At 72.3% G+C, this 25,828-nt stretch carries 29 protein-coding genes; 12 read left to right on the plus strand and 17 right to left on the minus strand.

The genetic code is table 11. The features are described 5' to 3' along the window. Positions 1-9 precede the first annotated feature (9 nt). The 6 genes from ABZV06_RS23690 (at position 10) to ABZV06_RS23715 (ending at position 4,942) form a co-directional block, all read left to right on the plus strand. Positions 10-867 (plus strand): fused MFS/spermidine synthase, encoded by an 858-nt coding sequence (locus ABZV06_RS23690; protein ID WP_355233914.1) that lies wholly within the window; start codon positions 10-12, stop codon positions 865-867. A gap of 135 nt (positions 868-1,002) precedes the next feature. Continuing rightward, complete coding sequence (locus ABZV06_RS23695) at positions 1,003-1,695, plus strand: sigma-70 family RNA polymerase sigma factor (protein ID WP_355051883.1); 693 nt, start codon at positions 1,003-1,005, stop codon at positions 1,693-1,695. Beyond that, complete coding sequence (locus ABZV06_RS23700) at positions 1,692-2,474, plus strand: zf-HC2 domain-containing protein (RefSeq protein WP_355233916.1); 783 nt, start codon at positions 1,692-1,694, stop codon at positions 2,472-2,474. The genes ABZV06_RS23695 and ABZV06_RS23700 overlap by 4 nt, the downstream gene beginning before the upstream one ends. A gap of 205 nt (positions 2,475-2,679) precedes the next feature. Beyond that, positions 2,680-3,327 (plus strand): hypothetical protein, encoded by a 648-nt coding sequence (locus tag ABZV06_RS23705; protein WP_355624264.1) that lies wholly within the window; start codon positions 2,680-2,682, stop codon positions 3,325-3,327. Positions 3,328-3,455: 128 nt separating this feature from the next. Continuing rightward, positions 3,456-4,376 carry a DNA-3-methyladenine glycosylase 2 family protein gene (locus ABZV06_RS23710; RefSeq protein ID WP_355624267.1) on the plus strand — a complete coding sequence of 307 codons (921 nt, stop codon included), beginning with the start codon at positions 3,456-3,458 and terminating at the stop codon, positions 4,374-4,376. 71 nt (positions 4,377-4,447) lie between these two features. After that, entirely contained in the window at positions 4,448-4,942 is a 495-nt protein-coding gene (locus tag ABZV06_RS23715) for a GNAT family N-acetyltransferase (protein ID WP_355624270.1), read from the plus strand. On the opposite strand, the gene ABZV06_RS23720 is transcribed toward ABZV06_RS23715, so the two are convergent. Both ABZV06_RS23720 and ABZV06_RS23725 read right to left on the minus strand, forming a co-directional pair. Then, entirely contained in the window at positions 4,917-5,339 is a 423-nt protein-coding gene (locus ABZV06_RS23720; protein WP_355624273.1) for an SRPBCC family protein, read from the minus strand. The two genes, ABZV06_RS23715 and ABZV06_RS23720, sit on opposite strands and share 26 nt — an antisense overlap. A gap of 134 nt (positions 5,340-5,473) precedes the next feature. Continuing rightward, complete coding sequence (locus ABZV06_RS23725) at positions 5,474-5,686, minus strand: hypothetical protein (protein WP_355233926.1); 213 nt, start codon at positions 5,684-5,686, stop codon at positions 5,474-5,476. 135 nt (positions 5,687-5,821) lie between these two features. Between ABZV06_RS23725 and ABZV06_RS23730 the strand changes: the two genes are divergently transcribed. The 3 genes from ABZV06_RS23730 to ABZV06_RS23740 are packed head-to-tail and all read left to right on the plus strand — an operon-like array spanning position 5,822 to position 9,042. Continuing rightward, entirely contained in the window at positions 5,822-6,937 is a 1,116-nt protein-coding gene (locus ABZV06_RS23730; RefSeq protein ID WP_355624277.1) for an ATP-dependent DNA ligase, read from the plus strand. A 58-nt stretch (positions 6,938-6,995) separates the two neighbouring features. Next, complete coding sequence (locus ABZV06_RS23735; protein WP_355624321.1) at positions 6,996-8,567, plus strand: alpha/beta hydrolase; 1,572 nt, start codon at positions 6,996-6,998, stop codon at positions 8,565-8,567. A 22-nt stretch (positions 8,568-8,589) separates the two neighbouring features. Next, positions 8,590-9,042 (plus strand): GNAT family N-acetyltransferase, encoded by a 453-nt coding sequence (locus ABZV06_RS23740; protein WP_355624280.1) that lies wholly within the window; start codon positions 8,590-8,592, stop codon positions 9,040-9,042. Positions 9,043-9,164: 122 nt separating this feature from the next. Here ABZV06_RS23740 and ABZV06_RS23745 read toward each other — a convergent pair whose 3' ends face one another. The 9 genes from ABZV06_RS23745 to ABZV06_RS23785 all read right to left on the minus strand — a co-directional run bounded on the left by ABZV06_RS23745 (position 9,165) and on the right by ABZV06_RS23785 (position 19,839). After that, the gene (locus ABZV06_RS23745; RefSeq protein WP_355234800.1) at positions 9,165-9,890 is read right to left on the minus strand and encodes an ABC transporter ATP-binding protein; all 726 of its coding nucleotides are present in this window, start codon (positions 9,888-9,890) and stop codon (positions 9,165-9,167) included. An 11-nt stretch (positions 9,891-9,901) separates the two neighbouring features. Further along, positions 9,902-10,897: an ABC transporter ATP-binding protein gene (locus ABZV06_RS23750; protein WP_355233932.1), complete on the minus strand. Its 996-nt coding sequence runs from the start codon at positions 10,895-10,897 to the stop codon at positions 9,902-9,904. Position 10,898: 1 nt separating this feature from the next. Next, the gene (locus tag ABZV06_RS23755; protein WP_355233934.1) at positions 10,899-13,595 is read right to left on the minus strand and encodes an FtsX-like permease family protein; all 2,697 of its coding nucleotides are present in this window, start codon (positions 13,593-13,595) and stop codon (positions 10,899-10,901) included. After that, the gene (locus ABZV06_RS23760; RefSeq protein WP_355624283.1) at positions 13,592-16,777 is read right to left on the minus strand and encodes an ABC transporter permease; all 3,186 of its coding nucleotides are present in this window, start codon (positions 16,775-16,777) and stop codon (positions 13,592-13,594) included. Before ABZV06_RS23760 ends, ABZV06_RS23755 begins: the two co-directional genes overlap by 4 nt. Before the next feature lie 108 nt (positions 16,778-16,885). After that, a complete protein-coding gene (locus ABZV06_RS23765) occupies positions 16,886-17,041 on the minus strand; it encodes a hypothetical protein (RefSeq protein ID WP_355233938.1) in 156 nt (51 codons plus the stop codon). Further along, the gene (locus ABZV06_RS23770; RefSeq protein WP_355051732.1) at positions 17,038-17,253 is read right to left on the minus strand and encodes a helix-turn-helix transcriptional regulator; all 216 of its coding nucleotides are present in this window, start codon (positions 17,251-17,253) and stop codon (positions 17,038-17,040) included. Before ABZV06_RS23770 ends, ABZV06_RS23765 begins: the two co-directional genes overlap by 4 nt. Then, the gene (locus tag ABZV06_RS23775; protein ID WP_355233940.1) at positions 17,253-17,711 is read right to left on the minus strand and encodes a DUF2975 domain-containing protein; all 459 of its coding nucleotides are present in this window, start codon (positions 17,709-17,711) and stop codon (positions 17,253-17,255) included. The genes ABZV06_RS23770 and ABZV06_RS23775 overlap by 1 nt, the downstream gene beginning before the upstream one ends. 117 nt (positions 17,712-17,828) lie before the next feature. Further along, entirely contained in the window at positions 17,829-18,566 is a 738-nt protein-coding gene (locus tag ABZV06_RS23780) for a VOC family protein (RefSeq protein WP_355624286.1), read from the minus strand. Positions 18,567-18,612: 46 nt separating this feature from the next. Next, positions 18,613-19,839: a hypothetical protein gene (locus ABZV06_RS23785; protein WP_355624289.1), complete on the minus strand. Its 1,227-nt coding sequence runs from the start codon at positions 19,837-19,839 to the stop codon at positions 18,613-18,615. Between the two features lie 385 nt (positions 19,840-20,224). Here ABZV06_RS23785 and ABZV06_RS23790 point away from each other — a divergent pair, with 385 nt between their 5' ends. Next, positions 20,225-20,569, plus strand: coding sequence for a hypothetical protein (locus ABZV06_RS23790; protein ID WP_355624292.1), 345 nt, complete (start codon positions 20,225-20,227; stop codon positions 20,567-20,569). Positions 20,570-20,700: 131 nt separating this feature from the next. Here the strand turns inward: ABZV06_RS23790 and ABZV06_RS23795 are convergent, their stop codons facing one another. Together ABZV06_RS23795 and ABZV06_RS23800 are read right to left on the minus strand one after the other, a co-directional pair. Beyond that, entirely contained in the window at positions 20,701-21,951 is a 1,251-nt protein-coding gene (locus ABZV06_RS23795; RefSeq protein ID WP_355233948.1) for a DUF222 domain-containing protein, read from the minus strand. A gap of 61 nt (positions 21,952-22,012) precedes the next feature. Then, positions 22,013-22,201 carry a hypothetical protein gene (locus tag ABZV06_RS23800; protein WP_355233950.1) on the minus strand — a complete coding sequence of 63 codons (189 nt, stop codon included), beginning with the start codon at positions 22,199-22,201 and terminating at the stop codon, positions 22,013-22,015. An 85-nt stretch (positions 22,202-22,286) separates the two neighbouring features. On the opposite strand from ABZV06_RS23800, the gene ABZV06_RS23805 reads away from it, so the two are divergent. After that, complete coding sequence (locus ABZV06_RS23805) at positions 22,287-22,574, plus strand: hypothetical protein (RefSeq protein WP_355624324.1); 288 nt, start codon at positions 22,287-22,289, stop codon at positions 22,572-22,574. A 7-nt stretch (positions 22,575-22,581) separates the two neighbouring features. On the opposite strand, the gene ligD is transcribed toward ABZV06_RS23805, so the two are convergent. After that, on the minus strand, positions 22,582-23,604 hold the full coding sequence (ligD, locus tag ABZV06_RS23810; RefSeq protein WP_355233952.1) for a non-homologous end-joining DNA ligase: 1,023 nt from the start codon (positions 23,602-23,604) through the stop codon (positions 22,582-22,584). A gap of 47 nt (positions 23,605-23,651) precedes the next feature. Here ligD and msrB point away from each other — a divergent pair, with 47 nt between their 5' ends. Next, complete coding sequence (msrB, locus tag ABZV06_RS23815; protein WP_355624295.1) at positions 23,652-24,056, plus strand: peptide-methionine (R)-S-oxide reductase MsrB; 405 nt, start codon at positions 23,652-23,654, stop codon at positions 24,054-24,056. Here the strand turns inward: msrB and ABZV06_RS23820 are convergent. The 3 genes from ABZV06_RS23820 to ABZV06_RS23830 form a co-directional block, all read right to left on the minus strand. Further along, positions 24,022-24,624 carry a DUF305 domain-containing protein gene (locus ABZV06_RS23820; RefSeq protein ID WP_355624297.1) on the minus strand — a complete coding sequence of 201 codons (603 nt, stop codon included), beginning with the start codon at positions 24,622-24,624 and terminating at the stop codon, positions 24,022-24,024. The two genes, msrB and ABZV06_RS23820, sit on opposite strands and share 35 nt — an antisense overlap. 59 nt (positions 24,625-24,683) lie before the next feature. Continuing rightward, the gene (locus tag ABZV06_RS23825) at positions 24,684-25,430 is read right to left on the minus strand and encodes a lytic polysaccharide monooxygenase (RefSeq protein ID WP_355233958.1); all 747 of its coding nucleotides are present in this window, start codon (positions 25,428-25,430) and stop codon (positions 24,684-24,686) included. Between the two features lie 109 nt (positions 25,431-25,539). Continuing rightward, positions 25,540-25,815: an isoamylase early set domain-containing protein gene (locus ABZV06_RS23830; RefSeq protein ID WP_355624300.1), complete on the minus strand. Its 276-nt coding sequence runs from the start codon at positions 25,813-25,815 to the stop codon at positions 25,540-25,542. Positions 25,816-25,828: the final 13 nt, after the last annotated feature.

Below are 25,828 nucleotides of genomic sequence, written 5' to 3' on the forward strand. Positions count from 1 at the left end.
CGGGTCGCGATGGGGCGCAAACGGACGGACGACCGGGTGGTCGAGCAGGTGGACACCGGGCGGGCCGAGCTGGTGCCGTCGCCGGACCGGGCCGGTTCGTGGACGCTGCTGCTGGACGGCGCGCCGCAGTCGCACGTCGACCTGGACGACCCCACGCACCTGGAGTTCGAGTACGTCCGGCGGCTGGCCGCGGCACTGGATTTGGTCGCGCCTCCCGGAGAGCCGCTGCGGGTGCTGCACCTCGGCGGCGGTGCGTTGACCCTGCCCCGGTACGTGTCGGCGACGCGGCCCGGTTCGACCCAGCGGGTGTCCGAGGTGGACGGTGCGCTGGTCGAGTTGGTGCGCCGCGTGCTGCCCTGGCCCACGGACAACCGGCTGCGGGTCCGCGTGCAGGACGCGCGGGCGGTGCTGGCCTCGACGCGGGACGCCAGCTACGACGTGGTGGTCGCGGACGTCTTCGCCGGTGCCCGCACACCGGCGCATCTCACGTCGGTGGAGTACGCCGCCGAGGTGGCACGGGTGCTCCGTCCGGCGGGTTGGTTGTTGGCCAACCTGGCCGACGGCCCGCCGCTGCGGTACGCCCGCAGCCAGGTCGCCACGGTGCGCTCGGTGCTGCCCCAGGCGTGCCTGGTCGGCGACGCGGCGGTACTGCGTGGTCGCCGGTACGGCAATCTGGTGCTGATGGCCGGACGGTCCGCTCCCCCGGTGCCCGCGTTGACCCGGCGGGCGGCCGGCGACTGGTTCCCCGGCCGGGTGGTGGCCGACGACGAGTTGGACCGTTTCGCGGGTGGGGCGGCGGTGGTGCGCGACGCCGACGCCACGGGGTCGGATCCGCCCCCGCCGGGGCTGTTCTCGGTACGCCGCTGACCGGTTCACTCGGCCCGCTGGCGGCTCGGGTGGAACTTTTTTCGCGGTTCGTTGATCCGCTCGGGGCGTCAGTGCGTACCACCGGGCGGCCCACCTCGTGGGTCGGCGTTGGTCACGAACATCCCGGAGGTCTGCATGCATGCGGTGGCGGCCGGTTGGCATGGCGACGCGGTTGGCGCGGACTGGTTGTCCGCGCGGTCGTCGTCGCGGTCGACCTCGTCTGCCCGGGGGGTCGACGCCCGAGCCACGTCTCGCCAAAATGGTCCGGTGACGCCCCGACCGGCGCCCGGGCGCCACCAGGCGACGACAACCGAGGCCAGCCACTCCGACCAGTTGATCCGGCTGCTCTACGCCGAGCACGCCGGCCCGTTGCTGATGTTCGTCATGCGGCTCACCGGGGGGGACCGGCAGCGCGCGGAGGACATCGTCCAGGAGACGCTGCTGCGGGCCTGGCGCAACGCGCACCGTCTCGGCGCGCAGGGGCAGGGTTCGCTGCGGCCGTGGCTGGTCACCGTGGCGCGTCGGATCGCCATCGACGAACACCGCAGCCAGGAGGCCCGGCCGCCGGAGACGTACGACCGGGACCTGACCGCGTTCGCCGAGGCGGACAGCACCGACCGGGTGCTGCGCACGATGACCGTGGCGGACGCTCTGCGTACGCTGAGTCAGTCGCATCGGGAGATCCTGATCGCGACGTACTTCCGGGGGCGGACGGTGCCGGAGGCGGCCGAGGAGTTGGGGCTGCCGTTGGGCACCGCCAAGTCGCGGGTCTACTACGCGCTGCGCGCCTTGCGCACGGCTCTGCAGGAGCGGGGGGTGACAGAATGAGCCGGCCAGACCACATGGACGTCGCCGCGTACGCGCTCGGCGTGCTCGACGAGCAGGACACCGAGCGGTTCGAGGAGCATCTCGCCGCCTGCTGGGCGTGCGCGGCCGAGCTGGAGACGATGGTGCCGGTGGTGGGCCTGCTCTCCGGCATCGACGGCGAGACGATGATGGCCCTGGAGCAGACCGCCACCGACCCGGCGCTGCTGGACCGGACGCTGGTCGCGGTCCGGGCCGATCGACGGCGTACCAGGTTTCGCCAGATGCTCGCGACCGCCGCGGCGGTGGTGGTCTTCGGCGGGTTGACGGGTTACGGCTTCGTGAGTGTGGCCGGGGACGAGGGGCCGGGGGCTCTTGCCGACCCGTCGACGAGCGCCGCCGTCAACGACCCGCCGACGAGCGCCCCGACCGCGCCGCCGAGTGGCCCGGGTGTCGGCGGTAACGAGGAGGAGGGCGACCAGGTCGACGCCACCGACCCGACGACCGGCGTCCAGACGACCATGTTCCTGGTCCAGCGGGAGTACGGCACCCGTATCAACTTCAGTCTGCGGAAACTGCCCGGCCCGCGTACCTGCCGGTTGGTGGTGGTGCGCAAGAACTCCAGCACGGAGGTCATTTCGACGTGGTCGGTGCCGGACGGTGGCTACGGGACGAACAACCGCCCGCAGGGTTTGGAGCTGAGCGCGTCGACCTCGGCGTTGACGAGCGACATCAAGCAACTCCAGGTGCAGTCGGTCGACCGTAACGGTGTCGCTAGTCCGCTGGTCACCGTGCCCATGTAGGGTCGCGTACCATCGTCGACGCCGGCCATTGTTCCAATGGCTGGCGTCGATGCGTTTTTCCTGGTCAAGCCTCTGCGCAGGGCCATACGGATGAACGCGCGTTCCGGTTCAATCAAATTGCGTGAAATTGACCACTGTTACTTCTTCAACCTTGACAGCCCGCCCGCCGTACCTATGGGTGAACTGCCAAGAATGAGGAGGGCACGTGGCACAGATGAAGCGGACCGTCATCGTCGCGAGCGCGATGGTCGCACTAACGGCCTGCGCTCCCGCGGGTTACGACGGGGCGAACTCGGGCGCGGCTGAGCCGGTCGCCGTCGCCGCGGCCGAACCCAGCGCGTCGGCGGAACCCGAGGCGTCGGCATCGGCGGAGGCACCGGCCGCCGACGCGCCGCCCGCGAACGTCGACCTGACCGAGCAGTTGATCGGTAAGAACGTGGCCCGGATGGGCAAGGTCGTCACCGACCAGGACGGCTGGATCCTATACCGCTTCGACAAGGACACCGCCGACCCGCCCGCGTCGAACTGCGTCGACAAGTGCGCGGAGGTCTGGCCTCCGGCGCTGACCGACGGGAACCCGCAGCTCACCGGCGTCTCCGACGACAAGGTCGGCAGTGTGACCCGGCAGGACGGCACCCGCCAGCTCACCGTCGGCGGCTGGCCGGTGTACCGCTACATCGGTGACAAGAAGCCCGGCCAGTGGAAGGGCCAGGCCGTCGGTGGCACCTGGTTCGTGGTCCAGCCCGACGGCAAGAAGAACCTGAGCTGCCTGCCCACCTCCACGCCGAAGGCGGTCGCCCCGCCGGCCGACAGCGGGTCGAGCGACGCCGGTGGATCGGGCTACTCGTACTGATCCCTACCGCCAGGACACGACGGGGGCCGGTCGCAGCCGAGGAGGGCGCGACCGGCCCCGTCGTGTGGTCGAGCGCGTCGGCGACGGCGGGGAGCGGCACCGCGGCGTGACCTGGCAGAGTGGCAGGGGTGACCGAGACCGAGCCCGCCGCGAGCAGGGTGCTGCACCCGCCGGCCGGGTACCGGCTGGCCGCGTCGGTCCGCGCGCTGACCTTCAGCCCGTACGACCCGTGCGCGCGCATCGCCGCCGGCACGTTCTGGTGGGCGACCCGCACCCCGCAGGGACCGGCCACCCTCGCGCTGCGGCCGGCCGGCGGTGACCTGCTCGCCGAGGGTTACGGACCGGGCGCCGAGCACGTCGTGGCCCACGCGGACCGGATCGCCGGGCTGCACGACGACCTGACGGGCTTCGCCGAACTGGCGGTGGCACACCCGCTCGTCGCCCGGCTGGCCCGGGAACACCGGGGGCTGCGCATCCCCAGCACCGGGCAGGTCTTCCCCCGTCTGCTGCGGGCGGTCTTCGAGCAGAAGGTCACCGGCAAGGAGGCGTACCGGGCGTACGCGGCGACCGTGCGGCACTTTCGCGAGCCGGCACCCGGCCCGCTACAGCCGCTCCTGCTGCCGCCCGAGGCCGCCGCGGTGGCCGCCACCCCGTACTGGGTGTTCCACCCGTTCGGCGTGGAGCAGCGCCGGGCCGACACGCTACGCCGCGCCGCCGCGCTCGCCGACCGGCTGGAGCGCTGCGTCGACGCGACCGAGGCCACCCGCCGGCTGACCGCCATCGCCGGCATCGGACCGTGGACGGCCGCCGAGGTGGTGCGGATCGCGTACGGCGACCCGGACGCGGTAAGCGTCGGCGACTACCACATCCCGAACACCGTGGCCTGGGCGCTCGCCGGTGAGCCACGCGGCGACGACGCGCGGATGCTGACCCTGCTGGAGCCGTTCCGGGGGCATCGGGGGCGGGTGTGCCTGCTGCTGGAGGCCGCCGGCATCCAGGCGCCGAAGTACGGTCCCCGCGCCCCGATCCGCTCGTTCGCCCGGTTCTGAGCCCTTCCCGGCTGACGGGCGGCGGCCGGGCCGCCCGTGGTGGGCGACGCCGACTGTGGTGTGCTGCCCGGATGAGCGTCGAGGTGAGCATCGTCCCGGCGGTCGTCGCGGACGCCGGCGAGATCCTGACCGTGCAGCGCGCCGCCTACCTCAGCGAGGCGCAGCACTACGCCGAGCCCTTCCTGCCGCCGCTGACCGAGACCCTGGACGAGGTCGCGGCCGTGCTGGCCGGCCCGGACATCGTGCTCGTCGCCCGTTCGGGGCACCGGCTGGTCGGGTCGGTACGCGCGCGCCTGGCCGGTGACACCGCACATGTCGGGCGCCTCGCGGTCGCCCCGGACCAGCAGGGGCGAGGTGTCGGAGCGCGGCTGCTCGCCGCGATCGAGGAGGCCTGCGCCGGCCGTGCCGCCCGGTTCAGCCTCTTCACCGGCGCGGACAGCGCCCGCAACATCGCGCTGTACCAGCGGTACGGCTACCGGATCGTGGCACACCGCCCGGACCCGAACGGCACCCCGTTGGCCGTGCTGGAGAAAGCGGCCGTCAGCTCCGCTCGCAGCGACTCCTGAGCCCGTCGGCCTCCAGCCGGACGTAGCGGCGCAGCAGGCCGCCGTACAGCCGGCCGATCAGACCGGCGAGCGGTCCGGCCTGGTCGATGGCCACGTCGACCCGGGTACGTCCGTCGGGCAGCGGCAGCAGCCGGTGCTCGCCCCGGGTGTGCACGCCCGACACGTCGGAGGCCCAGGTGAACTCCCGCCCCTCGGTCAGTTCGACGACCCGCCACACGGCCGGGCGCAGTTTCGGCTGGGTCAGGCGGGCGGTCGCGCCGACCGCGAGGGGGCCCGGCTCGCCCCGCTCGGCCCGGGTCACCGAGGCCGTCCACTCCGGCCACCGCTCGACGTCGACAAGTACCGCCCACACCCGCTCGGCGTCCGCGCCGATCTCCGTGTCCGCTTCGAACCGCATCGCGTCCCCTCCCCCGGCGGCGCCGTCCGGCACTGCCACCTCCTGCCGACGACGCTGCCCGGCGGATCGTGACTACGGCATCCACCGGCCGGTCCGATCGTCGATCGGGCCGTGGGTCCGCCGGCCGCGCGGGATCAGGCGGCTTCGCGCAGGTCGGCCAGGCTCAACGGGGTACGCCGACGCAGCAGCTCCTCCAGCTCCGTCACCGAGCCGACCTCGCCGAGCACGTCGCGGCCGCCACCGAACCGCTGCGGATATCGACGGGTCAGCCGGTAGCGGTAGCGGCCCCGGATCAGCTCCACGCTCACCCGCCACCGCCCGCAGCAGTCGCAGACCCACTCGGCCATTCCGCGAAACTAGCTCTGACCTGCGGTTATCTGATTCGCCCAGGCAGGACGAGCGTCGCGCGGGCGGACACGCCGCCGCCGCACCGGCGGTGATCTGCCTCACGACTGTCGGCCCCGTCTGATTGACTGGTCGCCGTGGACCTGCCGATCAACCCTCCGGTCGAGCCGATGCTGGCCAAGAGCGTCCCGAAGCTGCCCACCACGCCCGGTGTGACGTACGAGCCCAAGTGGGACGGGTTCCGGTGCATCGTGTTCCGCGACGGCGACGAGGTCGAGCTGGCCAGCCGGGGCGGCAAGTCGATGACCCGCTACTTTCCCGAGGTGGTCGAGCAGGCCCGCCGGCAGCTGCCCGAGCGGTGCGCCGTCGACGGCGAGTTGATCGTGATCCGGCGGGACGGGCCGTCCGGCCAGCCGCGGCTGGACTTCGAGCTGCTGGCCCAGCGCATCCACCCGGCGGCGTCCCGGGTCAAGATGCTGGCCGAGACCACGCCCGCCGACTTCGTCGCATTCGACCTGCTGGCCATCGGCGACGAGGCGCTTCTCGACCAGCCGTACCCGCGCCGCCGGGAGCGGCTGGTCCAGGCACTGGCCGACGTACGTCCACCGGTGCACGTCACCCAGGTCACCACCGATCCGGAGACGGCACGCCGCTGGTTCGACGTCTTCGAGGGCGCGGGGCTGGACGGGCTGATCGTCAAGCCGGCCGACCTGCCGTACGAGCCGGGCAAGCGGTTGATGTTCAAGGTCAAGCACGCCCGCACCGCCGACGCGGTGGTGGCCGGCTTCCGCTGGCACAAGTCCGGCCCGGTGGTGGGCTCGCTGCTGCTCGGCCTCTACGACGACGCGGGCGTTCTGCACCACGTCGGGGTGAGCGCGTCGTTCAGCATGGCCCGTCGGGCCGAGCTGCTCGACGAGCTGGCCCCCTACCGGGACATCGGCGGCGAGCACCCGTGGGTGCACGGCGACCACGAGCGCGGTCAGCGCATCCCGGGTGGGGTGAGCCGGTGGACCGGCACCAAGAACCTGGAGTGGGAGCCGCTGCGCCCGGAGCTGGTGGTCGAGGTGGGTTACGACGCGATGGAGGGTGAGCGCTTCCGGCACACCGCCCAGTTCGTCAGGTGGCGGCCCGACCGCGATCCCCGCTCGTGCCGCTACGACCAACTCGACCGCCCGATCCGCTTCGACGTGGACCAGGTGCTGCGCGGTGATCCGACGGTCACCCTCGACCGGGCCGCCACGGGTCCGGCGTAGCCTGGCCGTCGACCCGACACCGGAGGATCATGTGAGCCGCACCGCCGACCACCCCCGGATGACACCCGGTCGCCGGGTCCGTCGCAGTCTCGTCGCCTTCGCCACGGCTGCGCTGCTCACCGCCGGTTGCACGCTTCCGGCGTTCGCGCCACGCACCGAGGTGCAGGGTGAGGCGGCACCGGCCGGCTCGTCGGCCACCTGGCGGCCCTGCCCGGAGGTGGCCGAGGATCTGGTGGGGCGGGGCGCGCCGGACATGCGCTACGAGTGCGCGCGGATCGCGGTGCCGAGGGACTGGGGCACCGGTGGCGGGGCGACGGCCGGGCCAGGCGCCGGGCAGACCTTCGAGATCGCTCTGCTGCGGGCCAGGTCCAGCAAGCAGCGCGACCGCATCGGCTCGCTGGTGGTCAACCCCGGCGGCCCGGGGGGCTCCGGTGTGGACACCGCCGTCTACCTCTCGTTCGGCACCCAGTTCGGTGGGCTGCCCGCCTCCGTCACCGAGCGCTTCGACATCGTCGGCTTCGACCCGCGCGGTGTCTCCCGGTCCAGTCCGGTCAAGTGCATCTCCGACGCCGACCTGGACGCGAGCTTCGGCTACGATCCGGACCCGGCGAGCCAGGCGGCGTTCGACGGTTTCGCCGGACTGAGCCAGCGGATCGGGCGCGGTTGCGGGGACCGCTACGGCGACCAGTTGCCCCTGTACGGCAGTGAGCAGGCCGCCCGGGACATGGACGCCGTCCGCGCCGCTGTCGGCGACGACAAGCTCACCTACCTGGGTTACTCCTACGGCACGCTGCTCGGCGCGGTCTACGCCCAGCTCTACCCGCAGCGGGTACGCGCGCTGGTGCTCGACGGTGCCGTCGACCCGCAGCAGCGGCTGATCGCCGGCTCGGAGAGTCAGGCCCGCGGGTTCGAGCGGGCGTTCGACAACTTCACCCGCTGGTGCACCGCCAACGCCGCGCGCTGCCCGATCGCTCCGGACGCCCGCGCCGCCGTGACCTCGGCCATCGACAAGGCCAAGGTCTCTCCGGTCCGGGGCGACGACGGGCGGGAGGCCACGGCGGGCTGGGTCTTCTACGCGGTCATCTCGTCGCTCTACACCGAGTCCGGCTGGCAGGAGCTGGCCCGGGCCATCGACCGGCTGGCCGAGGGCGATCCGAAGGACGTGTTCCGGCTCGCCGACTCGTACGCCGGCCGGGAGAGCGACGGGCACTACTCGAACCTGTTCGACGCCAACCTCGCCGTCAACTGCGCCGACGAGACCGAGAAGCCGAGCCGGGAGCAGATCCGCCAGTTGCAGTCGCAGTGGCGCACGAAGTACCCGCTGTTCGGTCCGGCGCTGGCGGTGGGCATGTTGAGCTGCGTCGAGTGGCCGGGTGGTCGGGACCCGTACCCGACCGGCCGGGCCAACGGCGCGCCGCCGATCGTGGTGGTCGGCACGACCGGCGACCCCGCCACGCCCTACGAGCAGACCGGCCGGCTCGCCTCGATGTTGGGTGTGGGTCGGGTGCTCACCTGGGAGGGTGAGGGGCACACCGCCTACCCGCAGACCTCCTGCATCACCCGGGCCGTCGACGCGTACCTGATCGACCTGACCGTCCCCGCCGAGGGCCTGCGCTGTCCGGCCAAGTGACAGTTGTGCCAGGCTGACCGGCATGAGCGACATGATCTTCCGGGAGGCGGTTCGCGCGGACCTGCCCGCCGTCATCGCCCTGCTCGCCGACGACGTGCTGGGCAAGGCTCGTGACTTCACCCAGGTCGACGAGGCGTACGAACGGGCGTTCGCCGACATCAGCGCCGACCCGCGGAACGTCCTGATCGTCGCCGAGCAGGCCGGCGAGCTGGTCGGCTGCCTACAGGTCACGTACATCCCGGGGCTCGGCCGGCACGGCGCCGAGCGGGTCCTGGTCGAGTCGGTCCGGGTCCGCTCCGACCGGCGCGGCCAGGGGCTCGGCCGGGAGTTGATGGCCTGGGCAATCGACCAGGCCCGGCAGCGAGGTTGCGCCCTGGTCCAGCTCACCACGGACAAGTCCCGCACCGACGCGCACCGCTTCTACCTGAGCCTCGGCTTCGTGGCCAGTCACGAGGGCATGAAGCTCCCGCTCTGACCCGCCCGAGACGCCAGCCCGCCGGTAGGGCCGACCCGGAGGGCCGCCGCCCACAGGCCACGGGCCGCCACCACAAGCCGCCGCCCACAGGCCACCAGGCCAGCGCGGGCGGCGGGCGCCGGTCAGTCGTCGACGAGGCGGCCGTCGCGCAGGACGAGCACCCGGTCGGCGAGGTCGATCAGGGCCGGGTCGTGGGTGGCGACCAGGGCCGTCATCCCTCGGGCGTGCACCACCGCACGCAGCAGGTTCATGATCGACCGTCCCGTCTCCGAGTCGAGCTGGCCGGTGGGTTCGTCGGCGATGAGCAGGTCCGGCTCGTTGGCGAGCGCGCGGGCCACGGCGACGCGCTGCTGCTGGCCGCCGGAGAGCTCGTACGGGCGCTGGGCCGCGTGCCCACCGAGGCCCACCAGCTCGAGCAGCACCGCGACGCGCTCCTCCCGCTCGGCGGCCGGCACCTGCGCCAATCGCAACGGCACGCCCACGTTCTCGGCTGCGGAGAGGATCGGCACCAGCCCGAAGGTCTGGAACACGAACCCGACAGTGCCCCGACGCAGCCGTAGCAGCTCGGCCTCCCCGGCCGAGGTCACGTCGTGCCCGGCCACCACCACCTGGCCGCTGTCCGGCCGGTCCAGCCCGCCGATGACGTTCAGCAACGTGGTCTTGCCGGCCCCGGAGCGCCCCCGGACTGCAACCAGCTCACCGCGGTCGGCGGTGAACGAGACGTCCCGCACCGCCTGCACGGCGTGCTCACCGCGGCCGAAGGTCCGGCTCACCCCGCTGACCCGGACCACCTCGACGGGTGGCACGCCCGGCCCGCCACCGGTGGACGCCGTTCCCGCCACCGCCATGTCGTGAAAGCTCACGCCTGCGCCTCCCGCTCCTGAGAGACCCGGTCACCGGGCCGTACCTGCACGTGGTCGGGCTCCAGATCGAGCCGGACCCGCTCCTTCAGCGACAGCGCGTCGACGAACGCGGCCGGTAGCTGCATCCGACCGTTACGGTCCAGCACCGCGTACTCCTCGCTGACCAGTTCGGTGTTGCCGTCCGCCCCGACGCGCGCGGTCCGGCGTACCTCGGAGGCGGTTCGACCGTCGCGGATCGCGACGGTCCGGCGGACCTGCGTGGCGACGGCATGGTCGTGGGTGACGATCACGATGGTCACGCCCAGTTCGGCGTTGATGGTGCGCAGCGCCCCGAAGACCTCCGCGCCGGTGGCCTCGTCCAGCTCGCCGGTGGGCTCGTCGGCGAAGAGCACCTCGGGGTCGTTGGCGACGGCCACCGCCACCGCGACCCGCTGCTGCTCGCCCCCGCTGAGCTGACCGGGCCGCCGGTCCGCGCCGTAGCCCACGCCGACCAGGTCGAGCAGTTCCCGCGCCCGCTCGCGGCGGGCCCGCCCGGAGCGCGTGCCGGCCAGCTGCATCGGCAGCTCCACGTTCTCCAGCGCGGTGAGGTACGGCAGCAGGTTGCGGCCGGTCTGTTGCCAGACGAACCCGACGAGCTGCCGGCGGTAGCTCAGCCGGCGCTTCGCGGAGAGCGAGAGCAGGTCGTAGTCGGCCACCCGTGCGATGCCGGCGGTCGGCGTGTCCAGGCCGGAGAGGATGTTGAGCAGGGTCGACTTGCCCGAGCCGGACGCACCGACGATCGCCACCAGCTCACCCCGGTCGATGACCAGGTCGAGCCCCTGTAGGGCGACCACCTCGACCCCCTCGGTCTTGAAGATGCGTACCAGGCCGTCGCAGACGATGTGTCCGCGTAGACGGTCCTGTCCGCCGGCTCGCTCGGCGGCACGTTGCGCCGCCCGCTGCTGCAGGGAAGCCAGGTCGGGCACCAGGGCACTCTGGGCGGTAGCGGTCATCTCAGCTCTCCTCTCCGAGCCGCAGCACCTCACCGAGGCGCAGCCGGCGGTTGTTCAGGGCCTCGACGGCGACCGCGAAGCCGAGGGCGATCGCCCCGAGCGCGACCACCGCGACGACCAGCCCGGGTTCGAACGCCACCCGGACCGGCACTCCGCCGGTGAACGCGGACAGGCCGAGCACCGGATTGAGCACCAGTGGGAGCACCGCGCCGACGAGTGCTCCGGTCAGCACCGACATCCCGACCAGCGGGGTCAGCTCGACCAGCAGCAGCCCTCGCCACTGGCGGCGGGACAGGCCGAGGGTTCGCAGCCGGGACAGCACCTGCCCGCGGGCCCGCGCGCCGGCCAGCACGGTGAACGCGATGGCCAGCAGGCCGAGGACCGTGCCGCCGGCAGCGCCCCCCAGGAACCCGAAGGCCAGGACGCCGTTCGCGCCGCCGTCACCGAGCTGGTGTCGTACGCCCACTCGGGTGTCGACGGTGACGCCCAGCGGCCGTTCCCGGCCGGTGACCGCCCCCTGCTTCTGGTAGCGCAACTGACCCTGGTCACCGGCCTGCCGCAGCGCCTCCGCGTCGATCCGGTCACCGGCGACGAGCAGGCTGGTCGGCGCCGGCGTGGTGGTCCGCGCCGGTAACGCCTGCCAGGGCAGGATCACGAACCGACCGGTGGTCGCCGCCAGCAGGGGGAAGCTGTCCTGCGAGCCGGCAACCCGGAACTCGTACCGCTGCCCCTGCACGGCGACGAACGCCGAGTCCCGCAGATCCGTCCGCGCCAGGTCGGCGGCGACGGCCGGTGACACGATCGCCGGCACGGCCCCCGGTTCGGCGCGGGCGGAGCGCAACGCGTCCGGCACCGTGACGTCCACCCCGGACTCGCCGGTCACCCTGGCCAACCCGGGGCCGTCGACAAGCAGCACCGTGGTCTGCCCGATCCGCGCGTCGGTGCCGACCTCGTCCCTCGCCAGCCGCTGGTCCGGCTCGATCAGCACCGGCGTCGCGGCATCGACGCCGGGCAGACGGTCCAGCGCGTCGACCGTGTCCGGGGCGAAGCGTTCCCCCCGGATCAGCGCGTCGGCGGGGACGACCTGCTCGGCGGCCCGGCCCCGGCTCGCGTCGACGCCGGCGGCGACGACCGCGCAGAAGGCCGCTGTACCGATGGCCAGCACCACGACGACCAGCGGCGCGGCGACCGTCGAGCGCCCGGCCCGCGCGGTGCCGAGGAAGGTCACGCTCCCGCGGGTCCGCGCGGCGAGCCGACTGACGAGCAACAACGGCCAGGGGTACGCGCGCAGCGCGAGCACCGCCGCGGCGACCGCGATCAGCACCGGCACCGACACGAGCAGCGGGTCGACCTCGCCGAGGGTGAGCCCGCGCCGGCGCAGCAGTACGGCGGCGAGCCCGGCCAGCAACAGCAGGAAGACCTCGACGGTCAGCCGCCGTGTCGACGGACGTATCCGGACCAGATCCTGGCGGGCCGCGCCGGCACCCTGCACCGCGAGCGTCGCCAGCGGCAGTGCCAGGGTGACCAGCAGGGTCGCCGCGGCGGCGTACGGCGCGGTCGGGTCGGGCGTACCGGGGAACAGGGTGCCCAGCCACCAACCGAGCGCCGCGGCGACCGGCACCACCAGCAGTGACTCGGCGAGGCTGCGGCGGGCACCGGCGGTGGCCGCGCCACCACGGGCCCGGATCAGCGCGAACTCGGAGCGGCGTCGGCGGGTGGACAGGGTCGCCGCGAGCAGGATCAGCCCGGCCAGCGTGGCCAGGATTCCTGCCCCGACCACCGCGAGCAGGGTCCGGGCGGAGTTCACCTGGGCGGCGAACGCGCGCAGCGGGATGTCGACGGCCTGGGTCAGCGTGAGACCGGGCGGGACGTGACGCTGCAACTGTTGCAGGTTCTCGATCACCTGGTCGAGCTGGCGTGCGTCGATCCGGTCCACGCCAAGGCGGTAGCGCCACTGCGTGCGCACCGGCCAGCCGGCCGCGGCGCCCTTGTCGAGGACCACCGGGGCGACCACGCCGACGCCGATGAAGGGCTGGCCGTCGCCCTCCGGTTCGACGACCTGGAGCACCTGCGGCAACCCGCCCCAGGCGCCGTCCGCCCGGTCGACGGGTCGGAACAGCCCGACCACGACCATCGGTGTCGGTTTGCCATCGTCGGCGAGCTGACGCAGATCGAGCCGGCTGCCGACGCGCAGGTTGAGCTTGCGCGCCACGTCCGTGTCGAGGGCCAGCTCGATGGGCCGGCCGGCGACGTAGGTCTCGTTCGGCCAGGCGCCCTCGACGAGGTTGCTCTCCTGCTGGATGCCGGGCATGGCACGCAGACCGAGGTTGACCAGCAGGTTGCGGGCCTTGAGGTCGGGACCGACCACCCGGTTCGGCGTGGTGTCCACGCTGAGCCATCGTTCGGTGACGGCGGAGCGAATCTGCGGCGGCATCCCCTCGACCAGGCTGTCGAACTGTTCCCGAGCGCCGGGCATGACCGGCGCGGCACCGGTCACGACCTCCCCGGTGGCGTAGTTGAGATCCCGGCGGTCGGCCTGCTCGCTGTTGAGCAACGCTCGCAGGCCCTCTTCGGCGAGCCGGTTGACCAGTCGGGGCACTCCACTGACCAGCAGCGTGACCACCAGGGTCAACACCGCCAGCAGCAGGAACTGCCCGCCGTACGCCCGGACCCGGCGGGCGGCCGCGCCGACGCTCATCGTTCTCCCCCGATTCGCAGCTGCACCGCCGCCACCCGCTGACGGATGCCGGTGGCGATGAACGCGCTGAAGGCGAGCGCCGCCAGCAGCAGGCCGACCGCGGTCAGGCCGATGGGCACCCAGGGCAGCGCGAACGCCGCCGGAGGTACCGGCCGGCCGGCGGCCGGAGTGAGGATGACGAGTGGAGCCATGGTGGCTCCGACCGTGGCACCGAGCAGCAGACCGACCCCGACGCCGATGCCGGCCAGGAAGGTCTGCTCGGCGAGCAGAGCCCGGGCCAGCAGTCGGGGCGTCGCGCCGAGGGTGGTCAGCACCGCGAACTCGCTCATCCGGCGTCGGGCGGTCGCCCACACGTCGACCATGAGGCCGACCAGGGCGAGCAGCACCGCGCCGAGGGCGGCGGCGAGCATCCCGGTGCGCGCCCCCCGCCAGTACGGGTCGTCGGCGGCGGCCTCGATCGCGGCACGCCTGTCGAGGACGGTGACGCCGGTCAGTTCGCCGGCGGCGCGTGCGGCGGCCGCCGGGTCGTCGGCGCCCACCCACCACTCGGGTACGCCTCGAACGGTTCCACCGGTGCGGATCAGCGCGTCGACCGCCGTGGGCAGGTCGAGCAGCACGCCGTCGCCGGCGGTGGTCGGCACGGAGTCCAGCTCACCGACCAACCGGGCCGGCACGGACGCGCCGGAGAGGGCCAGGTTGAGGGTGTCGCCGGTGTGCAGGCTCAACGCGTCGCGCACCCCGGGCGTCATCAGGACCGGAACGGGGGTGATCTGCCCGGCGGGCACGATGGCGAACCGGGTGGGTGGTTGGTAGGCGAACTGTCCGCCGGGAATGACCTCCACCGGGAAGCTGGCGGAGACGCCGCTCGTGCTGGACTGCGCCGTGGCGGCCGGCTTACCGCCGGCCGTGGTGCTCCAGCCCCCGGTCACCTCGGCGGGCCGTCTGGTGCCGTCCGCGCCGACGAGCGTCAGCCCGTCCACCTGGAGCCGGTACGCGTTCCCGGCCGCCGCCCCACCGTCGGCCTCGAATCCGGCCAACCGCAGTCGCGCGTCCCCCACGTCAGGCAGTTGCACGGTGAACGGCGTGGCCCGTCCGTCGCTGGTGGCGTTGACCGCCGGCAGCCGGAAGGCCGAGCCGTCGCTGCTGGTGACCAGCAACGACACAGCGACTTCCAGTGAGCGGAAGGCCCTCTCGACGGGGGTGCGAGCCGTACCGGTGATGGCGCGGGTGCCGGCGGGCAGTTCGACGCCGGTGGGTGCACCCCGGGCCCCGATCATCCGTTGGTACTGCGTCGACACCGGCTCGTCGCTCAGCCGGTCGGCGAGCCGGACGACGCCGGGCGCGCCGGCCGGGTCGAAGCCGATCACGGTGACGGGCAGGTCCCCCCGGCCGACCCGTACCTCGTCGCGCCACACCGGCAGCGCCCGGCGCACGCCCGGCAGCGCGGCGAGCTCGCCGGCCCGGGTCGCCGGAGCCAGTCCGGCCCGCTCGGTCAACCGCAGGTCGGCGCCGACCGTGTGGCCGGCCTGCTCGACCTGGGACCGTTCCCCGGTACTGACCAGGGACCAGGCGAGCGTGCTGCCGCCGACGGCGAGCGCGAGCAGCAGCACGGGCCCGGCGTGGGGACGGCGGCCCGCCTGCCACATCCCCAGCATGGTGGCCGTCCACGGCCGTCGGTCGACGAACCGCTCGGCGAACCGGGTGAGCGGCGGAAGCACCCGCAGTGCCAGCACGGCCCCGGCCAGCACGCCGAGGGTTGGGGCGGCGATGAGCAGCGGGTCCAGACCGAGCCGGCCGTTCGAGCCGGCGAGCGGAGAGGCGTACCGGCGCAGCTGCACCCAGGCGATCACGGCGAGGGCGACAAGTACCAGGTCGACGCTCGCGCGTTGGACGCTCGCCGACCGGTTCGGGCGGGACCGCGCGGCCATGTCGGCGACGTACGTGCCGGAGCCGCGCAGCGTCGGCGCGACCATGGCCACCAGGCAGCCGGCCGCCGTCGCCGCGGCTGCCGCCCAGACCAGCGTGGTGTTGCCGCCGGCGGTGGACAGCTCCGCCGCACCGCCGGGGCGGACGAATCGCAGCGCCTCGCCGGCGATCACCGGCCCGAGCAGTGCCGCCGGAGCCACCACCAGGGTCGCCTCCCGGGCGGCCAGGCCGGCCAGTTGGCGGCGGGCGGCGCCACGGGCACGCAGCAGCGCGGTCTGTGGGCGACGGTCCTCGTGCAGCAGTGCGGCGACCAGCACCAGCGCGTACCCGCCGAGCACCAGGATGAGCAGCAGCGGGGTGGCCAGCGCGGAGCGGCCCACCAGGTCGGCGCGCGCGATCCGGTCCAGCAGGCGGTCCATCTTCGTCGAGGTCTGCCCCGAGGAGCCCAGTTGGGCGGCCTCGGGCACCGCCGCCACGGCCGTGGTCACGGCGGCCCGGACGGCGGGCAGGTCACCGGCGTCGACGCCGCCGAGGTCCGGTTCGGCCAGCCAGGACGCCGTCACCGAGCCCGGGAAGGCTGTCGTGAAGTCGGCCGGATCGAGCACGAACGGCCCGTACGAGGTGGCCGAGCCCGCGCTGCCGGTCCCCACCCCGGGTGCCAGCAGCCAGTACGCCTCGGTCGGGTCGCGGGGTCGCCAGGTGCCGGCGAGCACCACCTCGCTGGCCTTCTCGGTGGCGCGGTCCCGCAGTGGAATCCGGTCGCCGACGGTCAGGCCGAGTGTCGTGGCGACCCGCTCCGGCAGGCTCACCTGGGTTGGCTTCGCCCCGGGGCGGGGCCACGCGCCGCCGGTCAGCTCGGCGTGCGCGGTCAGGTCGTCGAGGGTGGCCAGGTTGGCGAAGATCGGGTCGTCGCCGGTGCGCGGCACCGAGCCGAGATCGTCGGTCAGTTCCCGGCCGGTGCCGTAGCGCGCCACGGAGACGGTTACCGGCGCCCCGCCGAGCCCGTCGGCGAACTGGGCCCGCGCCGCCTGGTCGCGGGTGGCGAACTCAGCGGCGTCTCGACCTCCGGAGCCGCTGACGAGCAGGCCGCGCTCCTCGGCCGGCGACGCCGCGACCAACGCGCGCTGCCCGGCGTCCACCGCACGTCGGTTGTAGTCCGACAGACCGGTGACCAACGCTACGGCGACCAGGGCGGCGATCACCGCGGCAACCAGCAGTCCCCGCGCCTCGCGGGCCCGCCTCCACACCAGCTTCATCCGACGCCTCCCCTGGCCCTGGTGGGCCGACGACCTTCAAGACAGGTCACCTATGGGGAAAGGTTCGCGCCCGTTACATGATCGTTATTACGGGAACGGTCGGCGGCGTCACGTACCGCGTCGAGCCGTCCGTACGGCGAAGGCGATCGCGCCCACGACGAGCAGCGCGCCGATGAGTTGCAGGCCCGGCGAGTCGTCGGCCCCTCCGTACACGACGGCGGCGACGCCGAGGGCGACGGCCGCGATGGCGACGAGATATCTCATGCTGTCTCCTCCTCGACCCATTCGAGCAGGTCTCCGGGCTGGCATTCGAGCACCCGGCACATCGCTTCGAGGGTGCTGAAGCGGACCGCCTTGGCGCGGCCGTTCTTGAGCACCGCCACGTTCGCCGGGGTGAGCCCGACGCGCTCGGCGAACTCGCCGACGCTCATCTTGCGCTTGGCCAGCTCGACGTCGATCCGGACGACGATGGGCATCAGATCACCGCTTCCATGTCGGTCCGCAGCGTGGTGGCCTGCCGCAGCAGGGCGCGCATGACCACCATGAGGAGCCCCAGCACGGTGACGCCCACCGTCAGCAGGAACAGCAGGAGCGGCAGCCCGGGGTCGCCCGCGTTGAACCCCACGTAGAGGAAGACGCCCACCAGCACCAGCCACGCGGCGGCGATGGCCCAGACGATGGCGTCGACCCACTTCAGCGACGCCTCGGTGAAGATGCGGTCGTTCTTGACCAGGCTGAGCAGTTGCCATGTCGCGACGATCACCACCTGGACGCACAGCACCCAGAAGACCGTCACGATCGTCGCCGGCCACCGGAGGTACGCGTCCTGTGGCGACTCCTGCGCCATGTGCGCGAACTGCCCCGGCAGCGAGAGGGTCTGGAACAGGACCAGGATCCCGAACAACACCACGAGAAACACTCGGAGAGCGGACACCGCTCGACGTTCAACAACCATGCATCGAGTTTCGCTCGCTAACTATCGAAAGTCAATCGGTACGGTGGTCGGCCCTCGGCGCGTTCGTCGGCGCTGCGTCTCGTCGCGCGGCGTGGGTCACTTCGGGGTGAGGAGACAGAACTCGTTGCCCTCCGGGTCGGCGAAGACCTTCCACGGGATCGTGCTGTCACCCAGGTCGATCGGCGTGGCGCCCAGGGCCCGCAGTCGCGTCGCCTCGGTCTCCATGTCGTCGTCCGGATACGGGCGGACGTCGAGGTGGACGCGGTTCCACCCCGTCTTCACGTCGGGCGTCCGCAGAAACTGCAGGTACGGACCCACGCCGCTGGACGAGCGCAGGACCGCGTTGTCGTCGGTCACCTTGTGCACGGTCCAGTCCGTCACCTCACCCCAGAAACGGGCCATGCTCCTCGGGTCCGCGCAGTCGACCACGACGGAGGCGATGGGACCCGTGTCCTGGTCCGAGTCGTGCCAGTCGAGCACGCAGAACTCGTTGCCCTCCGGGTCGGCCAGGACGACCCACGGCACGTCCCCCTGCCCCACGTCGGCGGGTGTCGCGCCAAGATCCTTCAGACGTGCGACGACCTGGGCCTGGTGAGCCGCCGAGGTGGTGGCCAGGTCGATGTGCACCGGGTTCTTCACCGTCTTGGGCTCGGTGGAGACGACGATGTCGATGCAGACGGCGACGGGATCGGGATAGACGAAATCCTTCGGTTCGAGGTTCGTCACACCGGGGCCTTCGCTGGACATCTCCCAGCCGAGCACCTCGGCCCAGAATGCGCCGAGTGCCACCTCGTCCCGAGCCTTCATGTTGATCTGCACAAGTCGCGTCGCCATGGCCGCGATGCTATCGAGAAGCGAGTGACGTCCGGGCCTCACCTGGTCACCCGCCCGAGGCCCGGCCCGGGTCGTTGATCTGGCGACGGAACGCGAGGTACGCGGTCAGGTTGGCCAACAGCAGCCCCAACCCGATCATCGAGGCCAGGAGCCCCACGTCGAGGCTCGGCAGTGCCACGAAGGTCAGGGCCGCGAGCACGATGGCGAAGATGTTGAGGAAGGTGAAGGCCAGCACCAGTTCGTTGAGCAGGCGGGACCGCCGGTCCTGGAGTCGACCGACCAGTTGCTGGTGTAGCGTCCGGACGAAATCGAGCCGCTCGTCCAGGGTGGTGAGGACGAGCCGGAACTTCCACTGCTGTTCCAACGCGTTCCAGACGGTGCCGCCGGCCGCGTCGAGGTGCGCCTCCACTGACGAGTAGCCGAGCCGGAACAGGCGGATGCGGTGGTATCCGCTGAGTATCCGCTTGGCCTGGTCTTCGAGAGCGCTCATCGAGAGGCCGCCCCGCCCCGGTTCGATGTGGGACAGCTCCGCCGAGAGCACCGCGTCGTAGCGCAGGGCCGCAGCCCAGCAGACGTGGTGCACCCCGGTCAACCGCGCCAGCAGCAGGGCCGGGCGCGACCCGAAGTCACCGACCACCGCCGTGGTGTGCGTGCCGACCCGCAGCACACCACCGCCGAGGCCACCGGGCGTGCAGTCCACGCCGTCGGGGGTGAACTGCTCGGCGATGGCACGTCGGCGCGCCGGGTCGCAGTCCGGGTCCACCCGTACGGCGAAGGTGGTGTTGGCCCAGAGGACGAACACCTCGTCCGCGCCATCCGGCACCGGCAGGACGGCGCGCAGGAGCCGCGTCACCGCGGGCACCATCCGCTGCACCGGCGGGGCGACCTCGGCAACCACGTCGGCGGCCCCGCTGACGATGCCGTCCGGCAGGTGGTAGGTGACGCATACCAGACCACACTCGACGTTCCAGAGGCTGATCCGGGCCGAGACCACCTGCCACGCGCCGGACTCCGTGCTGGGCACCAGCGCGGGATCGACGTCCTGGCCGGCCGCCCGCAGGATCTCCGGGCCACCGCTGATCTCCATCGTCGGCCGGGGCATGCTGCCCAACAGCTCGTCGAGGAGCCGTTGGCCGTAGGGCTGCAACGCAAGGTCGTCGAGACCGTCGGTGACGCTCCACCCCGCGGGCACGTCACCCTCGAACCCGGCCGGCGCGGAGAACTGACACGGGAAGTAGGCGAGCACCCGGACCGACGTGACGTCCTCGAGCATCAGCCACCTCTCCCCCGGCCAGCGCCTTACGAGGTATCGCGGAAGACACCAGGAACGGCTGCCGCTCGACGTGCAACAACCATCCATCGAGTTTCGCCTTTTACCTATCGAAGTCAATCGGTCGAGGACGTCTGCTTCCACGCGCGGCGGCGTCCGCCCGGGCACCGGCTCGACGCGCGGGTGGGTGGCCGCATGGCGGGCCAGCGTCCGACACACCTCGCCGATCTTGCGCTCGGCGTCGGGGTCGTGCCGATCTCGGACATCCGGCCGGCATATTCGACTGCGTGGACCAGCGGGTGATTCCGCTCCACCGTCGTGTTCGTCACCGTAGCCTGAATTTGTGCCCGGTCGATTGGCGCCGGGGCTGAGACGGGGGACCGATACGGTGGATGCATCAGAGGGCGCGGACAAGGGGCCCATGGCCGGCGGTGGATCGTTCGACTTCTTCGTCGTCAACATCTCCAGTGAAACGCTGACGGGAAATGTCACCTGGACCGGCGGGAGCAGATCCGAGAGCGTAGACGTCAACGGTCTGGCACCCGCCACCATGTCCGAGCTGCAGAGCTTCTCGCCGCAGTCCGGCGTGAACGACTACTGGCAGTGGTCGGAGAAGGGCGACAAATACAAACTCAACGTGTACGACAAAGACCGCTACACCGCCGTTGTCATCAGCGACTACGGTATCGGCGTCCTGGTTACCAACACCAGCCCCGGCACTTGGTCGTGGTGACGCGAGGCATCGACAGTATGTCGCCTCTGCGCCAGCGATAGCTGTCGGCTTATCGTGCGGGTGGGTTGCCGCCCCATTCATTGACACCGGCACACCGTCACCGTCACCGTCACCGTCACGGACCCTCCTGCTCACGTCCGTCGGTGGTAGTGGTTGCGGCGCGGCAGTTGCTCCGGGTCGAGCCAGGCCGGCGGCACGAATTCCGGATGGCCGTCGCCGCCGAGGCGGACGCCCCAGTCACTCCGGTGGACGTGTCGGTGGTGGTGGCCGCAGAGCAGGACGGCGTTGTCGAGGTTGGTCGGGCCGCCGTCGGTCCAGTGCCGGATGTGGTGGGCGGCGCACCAGCGCGGCGGCCGGTCGCAGCCCGGGAACGCGCAGCCGCCGTCTCGAAGAACCAGGGCGCGACGCAGCGGACCAGAGATGAGACGGCGCTGTCGGCCGACATCGAGAACCTGGCCAGCACCGCCCAGCACGGCGGGCAGGACGGCGGCGTCGCAGGCGAGCCGGCGCACCGCGTCGGGCGTGAGCCGCAGGCCGACGTCGAGCGTGCCGGGGCCCAACTGCCTCCTCAGTCCGTCGTAACTGGTGGTCACGACGAGTTGGGCCGGATCACCGCCGGCCTCGGGCAGTTCGCCGGTGCGCAGCGCCAGCCGGCACACGTCCGCGAGGGCGTCATGGCGGCGCTGGCCGGCGCAGCGGGTGTCGTCCGGCCCGGAAGGTGCACTCAACGGGTCGATGGCGGCGCGCAGCAGCGCGGCGGCCTCCGCGTCGAGGACACCGCTGAGCCGGAGTCGCCCACCGGTCTGCTCAGAGACGGTGACGTGCCGGTCGCGGGCCGCGCGGGCGGCCTCGGCGGCCAGGGCGGCCGCATCGGCGGCGTCGGCGAGGTCGGGGGCGACGTGGTCGAGAATGCGGGCGCCCATCCGCCGCAGCAACGTCGGGTCGAACTGCCCCGCCCACTCGACGAGCACGCCGACCGCCTTGTCGGCCACCTCGCCGCCAGCGGAGGCGCTCACGGTGGCAGCCGTGTCGGCGATGACGCGGGCCTGCTCCACATTGACCGTGCCGTCCGCCAGCGCCGCGCGCACACCGGGTGGCGCGACGTCGAGCGAGGCCGCGAGGGCGACCCGTCGGCGCGCGGCGGCGACGTCGAGCCGCAGGCGGTGGCGCAGCCACACCGCCGTTGAGACCGCGCCCTGCGCGACCGCCGTGCCCCGCCCGTCCAGCTCGCGGATCGCCGCCAACTGCACCGCCGCCAGCCGTTGCTGCAACCGGTGCGTGGCATCGAGGATCGCGATCAGATCGTGCTCGGCGAGGGGCCAGACGGCGGTGCCGGCACACTCCGCCACCGCCCGGTCCGCCCGCGCCAACTCATCGATCACGAACAAATTCTAGAACAGGTGTACGACAAGAACAGGTTGCCCGCAGGCCTGAGCCCGGGGATCAGCCCTCGACCAACTCCGGACGGTGCTCTCGAATCCAGGCCATCACGTCCGACTTTCGCCAGACCTTGCCCTGCACGAGATCAGCAACGGGCTCCGGGAAATTCCGGTGGCTGGTGATCACGTAAACACGCTGCTTACTGATGCCGCCGAGCATCGCGCGAATTTCCGCAGCGCCTACCAGGTCCATGTGGCCGACGGTAAACAGGTGACCCGGCTCCTTGACCCGGGTCAACTTACCGGTCACCGTTAGGGGCATGTCCACGTCGAACCGAATGCCGCCCGCGGGCGGGCCACTGACCGGCCTGCATCCGGTGCACCAGCACCTACCGCGCCGGCCGACCTGGCTCTGCCGGATATGCGCCGCGACCTGGCCGTGCGCGAGCGCCCGGATGCTGCTGCGCGTGCAGTACGAAGCCGACCGGGTGGGGTTGTCGGTCTATCTGGCGAGCCAGTTGTTCGAGGCGACGGCCGACCTGCTCACGCTGAACCCGGACGCGGTACCCGACCCTCGGGAGCTGTTCGACAGGTTCGTGGTGTGGACGGCCCGGCCGCCCGAGTGAGACAAACCTACGGGGTGCGCTTGGCGCGGCTGGGCTGGACCCGCTTGGGTTCGCCGGGCATCTTGGGGTGGTCCGGCGGGTACGGCAGGTCGCCCTGGCCGGCGGCGGCGTCGCGCTCGGCCCACTCCAGCAGGGGCGTGATGTCCCATGGCGCGTCGTCGATGCCGGCGTGCGGGTCGCCGATCTCGGTCAGGCGGGCCGGCACGGTACGCAGGTCGAAGTCGTCCGGGTCGACGTCCGGCAGCTCGGCCCAGGTGACCGGGGTGGAGACGGTGGCCCGGGCGTTGGCGCGCAGCGAGTACGCGCAGGCGATCGTCCGGTCCCGGGCCATCTGGTTGTAGTCGACGAAGACCCGGCGGCCCCGCTCCTCCTTCCACCAGGCCGTGGTCACCAGGTCGGGATTGCGGCGCTCGACCTCGCGGGCCAGGGCGATGGTGGCCCGACGCACCTCGGTGAACGTCCAGCGGGGTTGGATGCGTAGGTAGACGTGCACGCCACGCCCACCGGAGGTCTTCGGCCAGCCGGTCGCGCCCAGCTCGTCGAGGACCGCGCGGACCTCCGCGGCGGCCCGGGCGGCGTCGGCGAAGTCGGTGCCGGGCTGCGGGTCGAGGTCGATGCGCAGTTCGTCGGGGCGGTCCACGTCAGCGGCGCGCACCGGCCACGGGTGGAACACGATCGTGCCCATCTGCGCCGCCCAGGCCACGTGCGCCAGGTCGGCCGGGCACAGCTCGGCCGCGCCGCGACCGCTCGGGAAGGTGATCTGGGCGGTGGTGATCCAGGGCGGCACGCCCCGGGTCGGCACCCGCTTCTGGAAGAACGCCTCGCCCTCGACGCCCTCCGGGAAGCGTTGCAGCGTGGTGGGCCGGTCCCGCAGGGCGCGCATGATCCCGTCGCCGACGGCCAGGTAGTAGTGGAAGACGTCCGCCTTGGTGAAGCCCCGCTGCGGGAAGATCACCCGGTCGGGGCTGCTGAGCCGTACGGTGTGCCCGGCCACCTCGACCTCGGCGACCGCTGCCTTGGTGCCACCCATCCCGCGACCTTATGCCACGCCCCCGACGTTCGACGTACCGTTGACGGGTGAGTCTTGACGACAACAACCTGCCCAAGACCGAGGACGAGTGGCGTGTCCGCCTGACCCCGGAGGAGTTCCACGTCCTGCGGGAGCACGGCACCGAACGCCCGTGGACCGGCGAGTACGTGGACACCAAGGCCCAGGGGGTCTACCACTGCCGGGCCTGCGGCCTGGAACTCTTCTCCAGCGACACGAAGTTCGACTCGCACTGCGGGTGGCCGAGCTTCGACGACGCTATTCCGGGTCGGGTCAAGGAGATCGAGGACCGGAGCCTCGGCATGGCGCGTACGGAGATCCGCTGCGCCCGCTGCGACAGCCACCTGGGACACGTGTTCCACGGCGAGGGTTTCACGCCGAAGGACACCCGGCACTGCGTCAACTCGATCTCGGTCCGCCTGGAGCCTCGCTGACCTGAGCGTCGTACCCACTGAGCAGGTCGACCTCGGCGGTCCGGGACTGTTCGATCCGCCGGGCCAGGTCGCGGACCCGCTCGTCGCGGCCGACGCCGACCTGGGCCCGGGCCAGGTCGGCGGCGGCCCGCTGGTGATCGGCGAGGACCTCGCGTAGCACCAGGTCGACGTCGGTGTCCGGCGCGGACCGCAGCCGGTCGAGCGCGGTGTCGTCGCCGTGCCCGGCGTGGTCGTGCCCGGCGGCGTTGGCGCCCGGCCCGGTCGTCGGCAGCCACCCGCGCATGGTCGACAGTTCGTCGGCCTCGGTCACCTCGATGGCGGCGGCCAGGGTGCGCAGCGCGTCGTCGCGCAGTCGGTCCCGGGCGAGCCGGACGATCTGCAGGGTGCGTTCGCTGTGCCCGACCATCGTGCTGAGGAACACCACGTCGATGCCGCTCAGGTCGGCGGCGGCCGGCGCGGAGTCGACCACCCCCGGAGAGGCGGTGGTCGGTGGACGCGCTGACGGCCCGGCGCAGGCGGCGAGCAGCGACGCGGCGACCAACCACGCCAGGTGGGTTGCGCGGGGCATGCCGGGCTCCGATCGGGTGGGGCGGCGACACGGGTGCGGCCGGAGCCGCACCCGTGCGGTCAGACCTGTTGCCAGAGTGCCGGTACGTTCGGCGGCTCCCAGCCGGAGATCGCCGTGTGGGCCTGCCGGCAGCGGTACGTCAATCCGCCGTAGGTGACCTGGTCACCGACCTGGTACGCCCGGCCCGCCGTCCAACTGCCACCCGTCGGGGGCGGGGTCGTCGGCGCGGCGGTGGGGCTGGTGGTCGGGCGCGGCGTGGGTGAGCTGGTCGGTGTGGGGGTGGGTGTCGACCCGCCGCCGCCGATCTGCACGTCGATGCAGGAGTAGAAGGCGTTCGCGGTGTCGGAGATGTTCCACACGGCGAGGATCTTCTGCCGCCCGGAGAAACCGCCCAGGTTGACGGTGTGCGAGACCGTCGCGCCGGGCTGCTGCCCGTTGCCGTTGACCACGCCGACGCGGGTGTTGCCGATCCAGTACTCCCAGTTGCTGGTGGCGTGCCGGGCCGTGTTGAACCAGGTGAAGGTCAGCGAGCTGCCGACCGAGGTGGCCGGCCAGCCCCGGCTGTCGTCGTTGAGGACGGCGAACTGGGTGATGCCGGCGTTGCAGCTCTTGAGACCCTTGGGGCCCTCGACGCTCTGCGGCTCGTACTTGATCTGCCCGCAGTCGGGCACCTTGCCCTGCGCGCAGAGCGCCTGCCGGCTTGGCGGGGCGGAGACGTAGCCGTGCGCCTGGGCGGGCGCGGCGACGGTGAGGGTGGCGGCGACAGCGCCCGCCGCCACCAGCGGGACGGTGATTCTTCGACGCATGGGGGCAGCTCCTTCTGCAGGTGCGGTGAGGTGCCCCCAAGGTAATTTAAACTTTATTAACAGTAAAGAGCTGCATCGATAAATACATCGATGGTGACGAGTTGACCTCTCAGAGTCGCAGCAGGCTACCGCTGTCGTCGACGCCGTCGGCCGTCTCGTCGTCGAGCCAGACGCCGCCGCTGGCGAGGTAGCGGAACCGGTACCCCCCCGGGCCGAGCTTCACGGTGACCGTCCGGGTGCCGTCGCGGCGGGTCACCAACTCGTGCCGGCCGGGCTCCCAGTTGTTGAACGACCCCACCACACTCACCGGACCGGGTGGCGCGTCCCGTGGGAGGCAGAAGGTCACCCGGGTCTGGCTGCCGAAGAGCTTGTTTCGTCTGATCATGGCGATCCTCCGG

It is taken from the genome of Micromonospora sp. NPDC005172 (genome assembly GCF_040608555.1).
Classification (GTDB): domain Bacteria; phylum Actinomycetota; class Actinomycetes; order Mycobacteriales; family Micromonosporaceae; genus Micromonospora.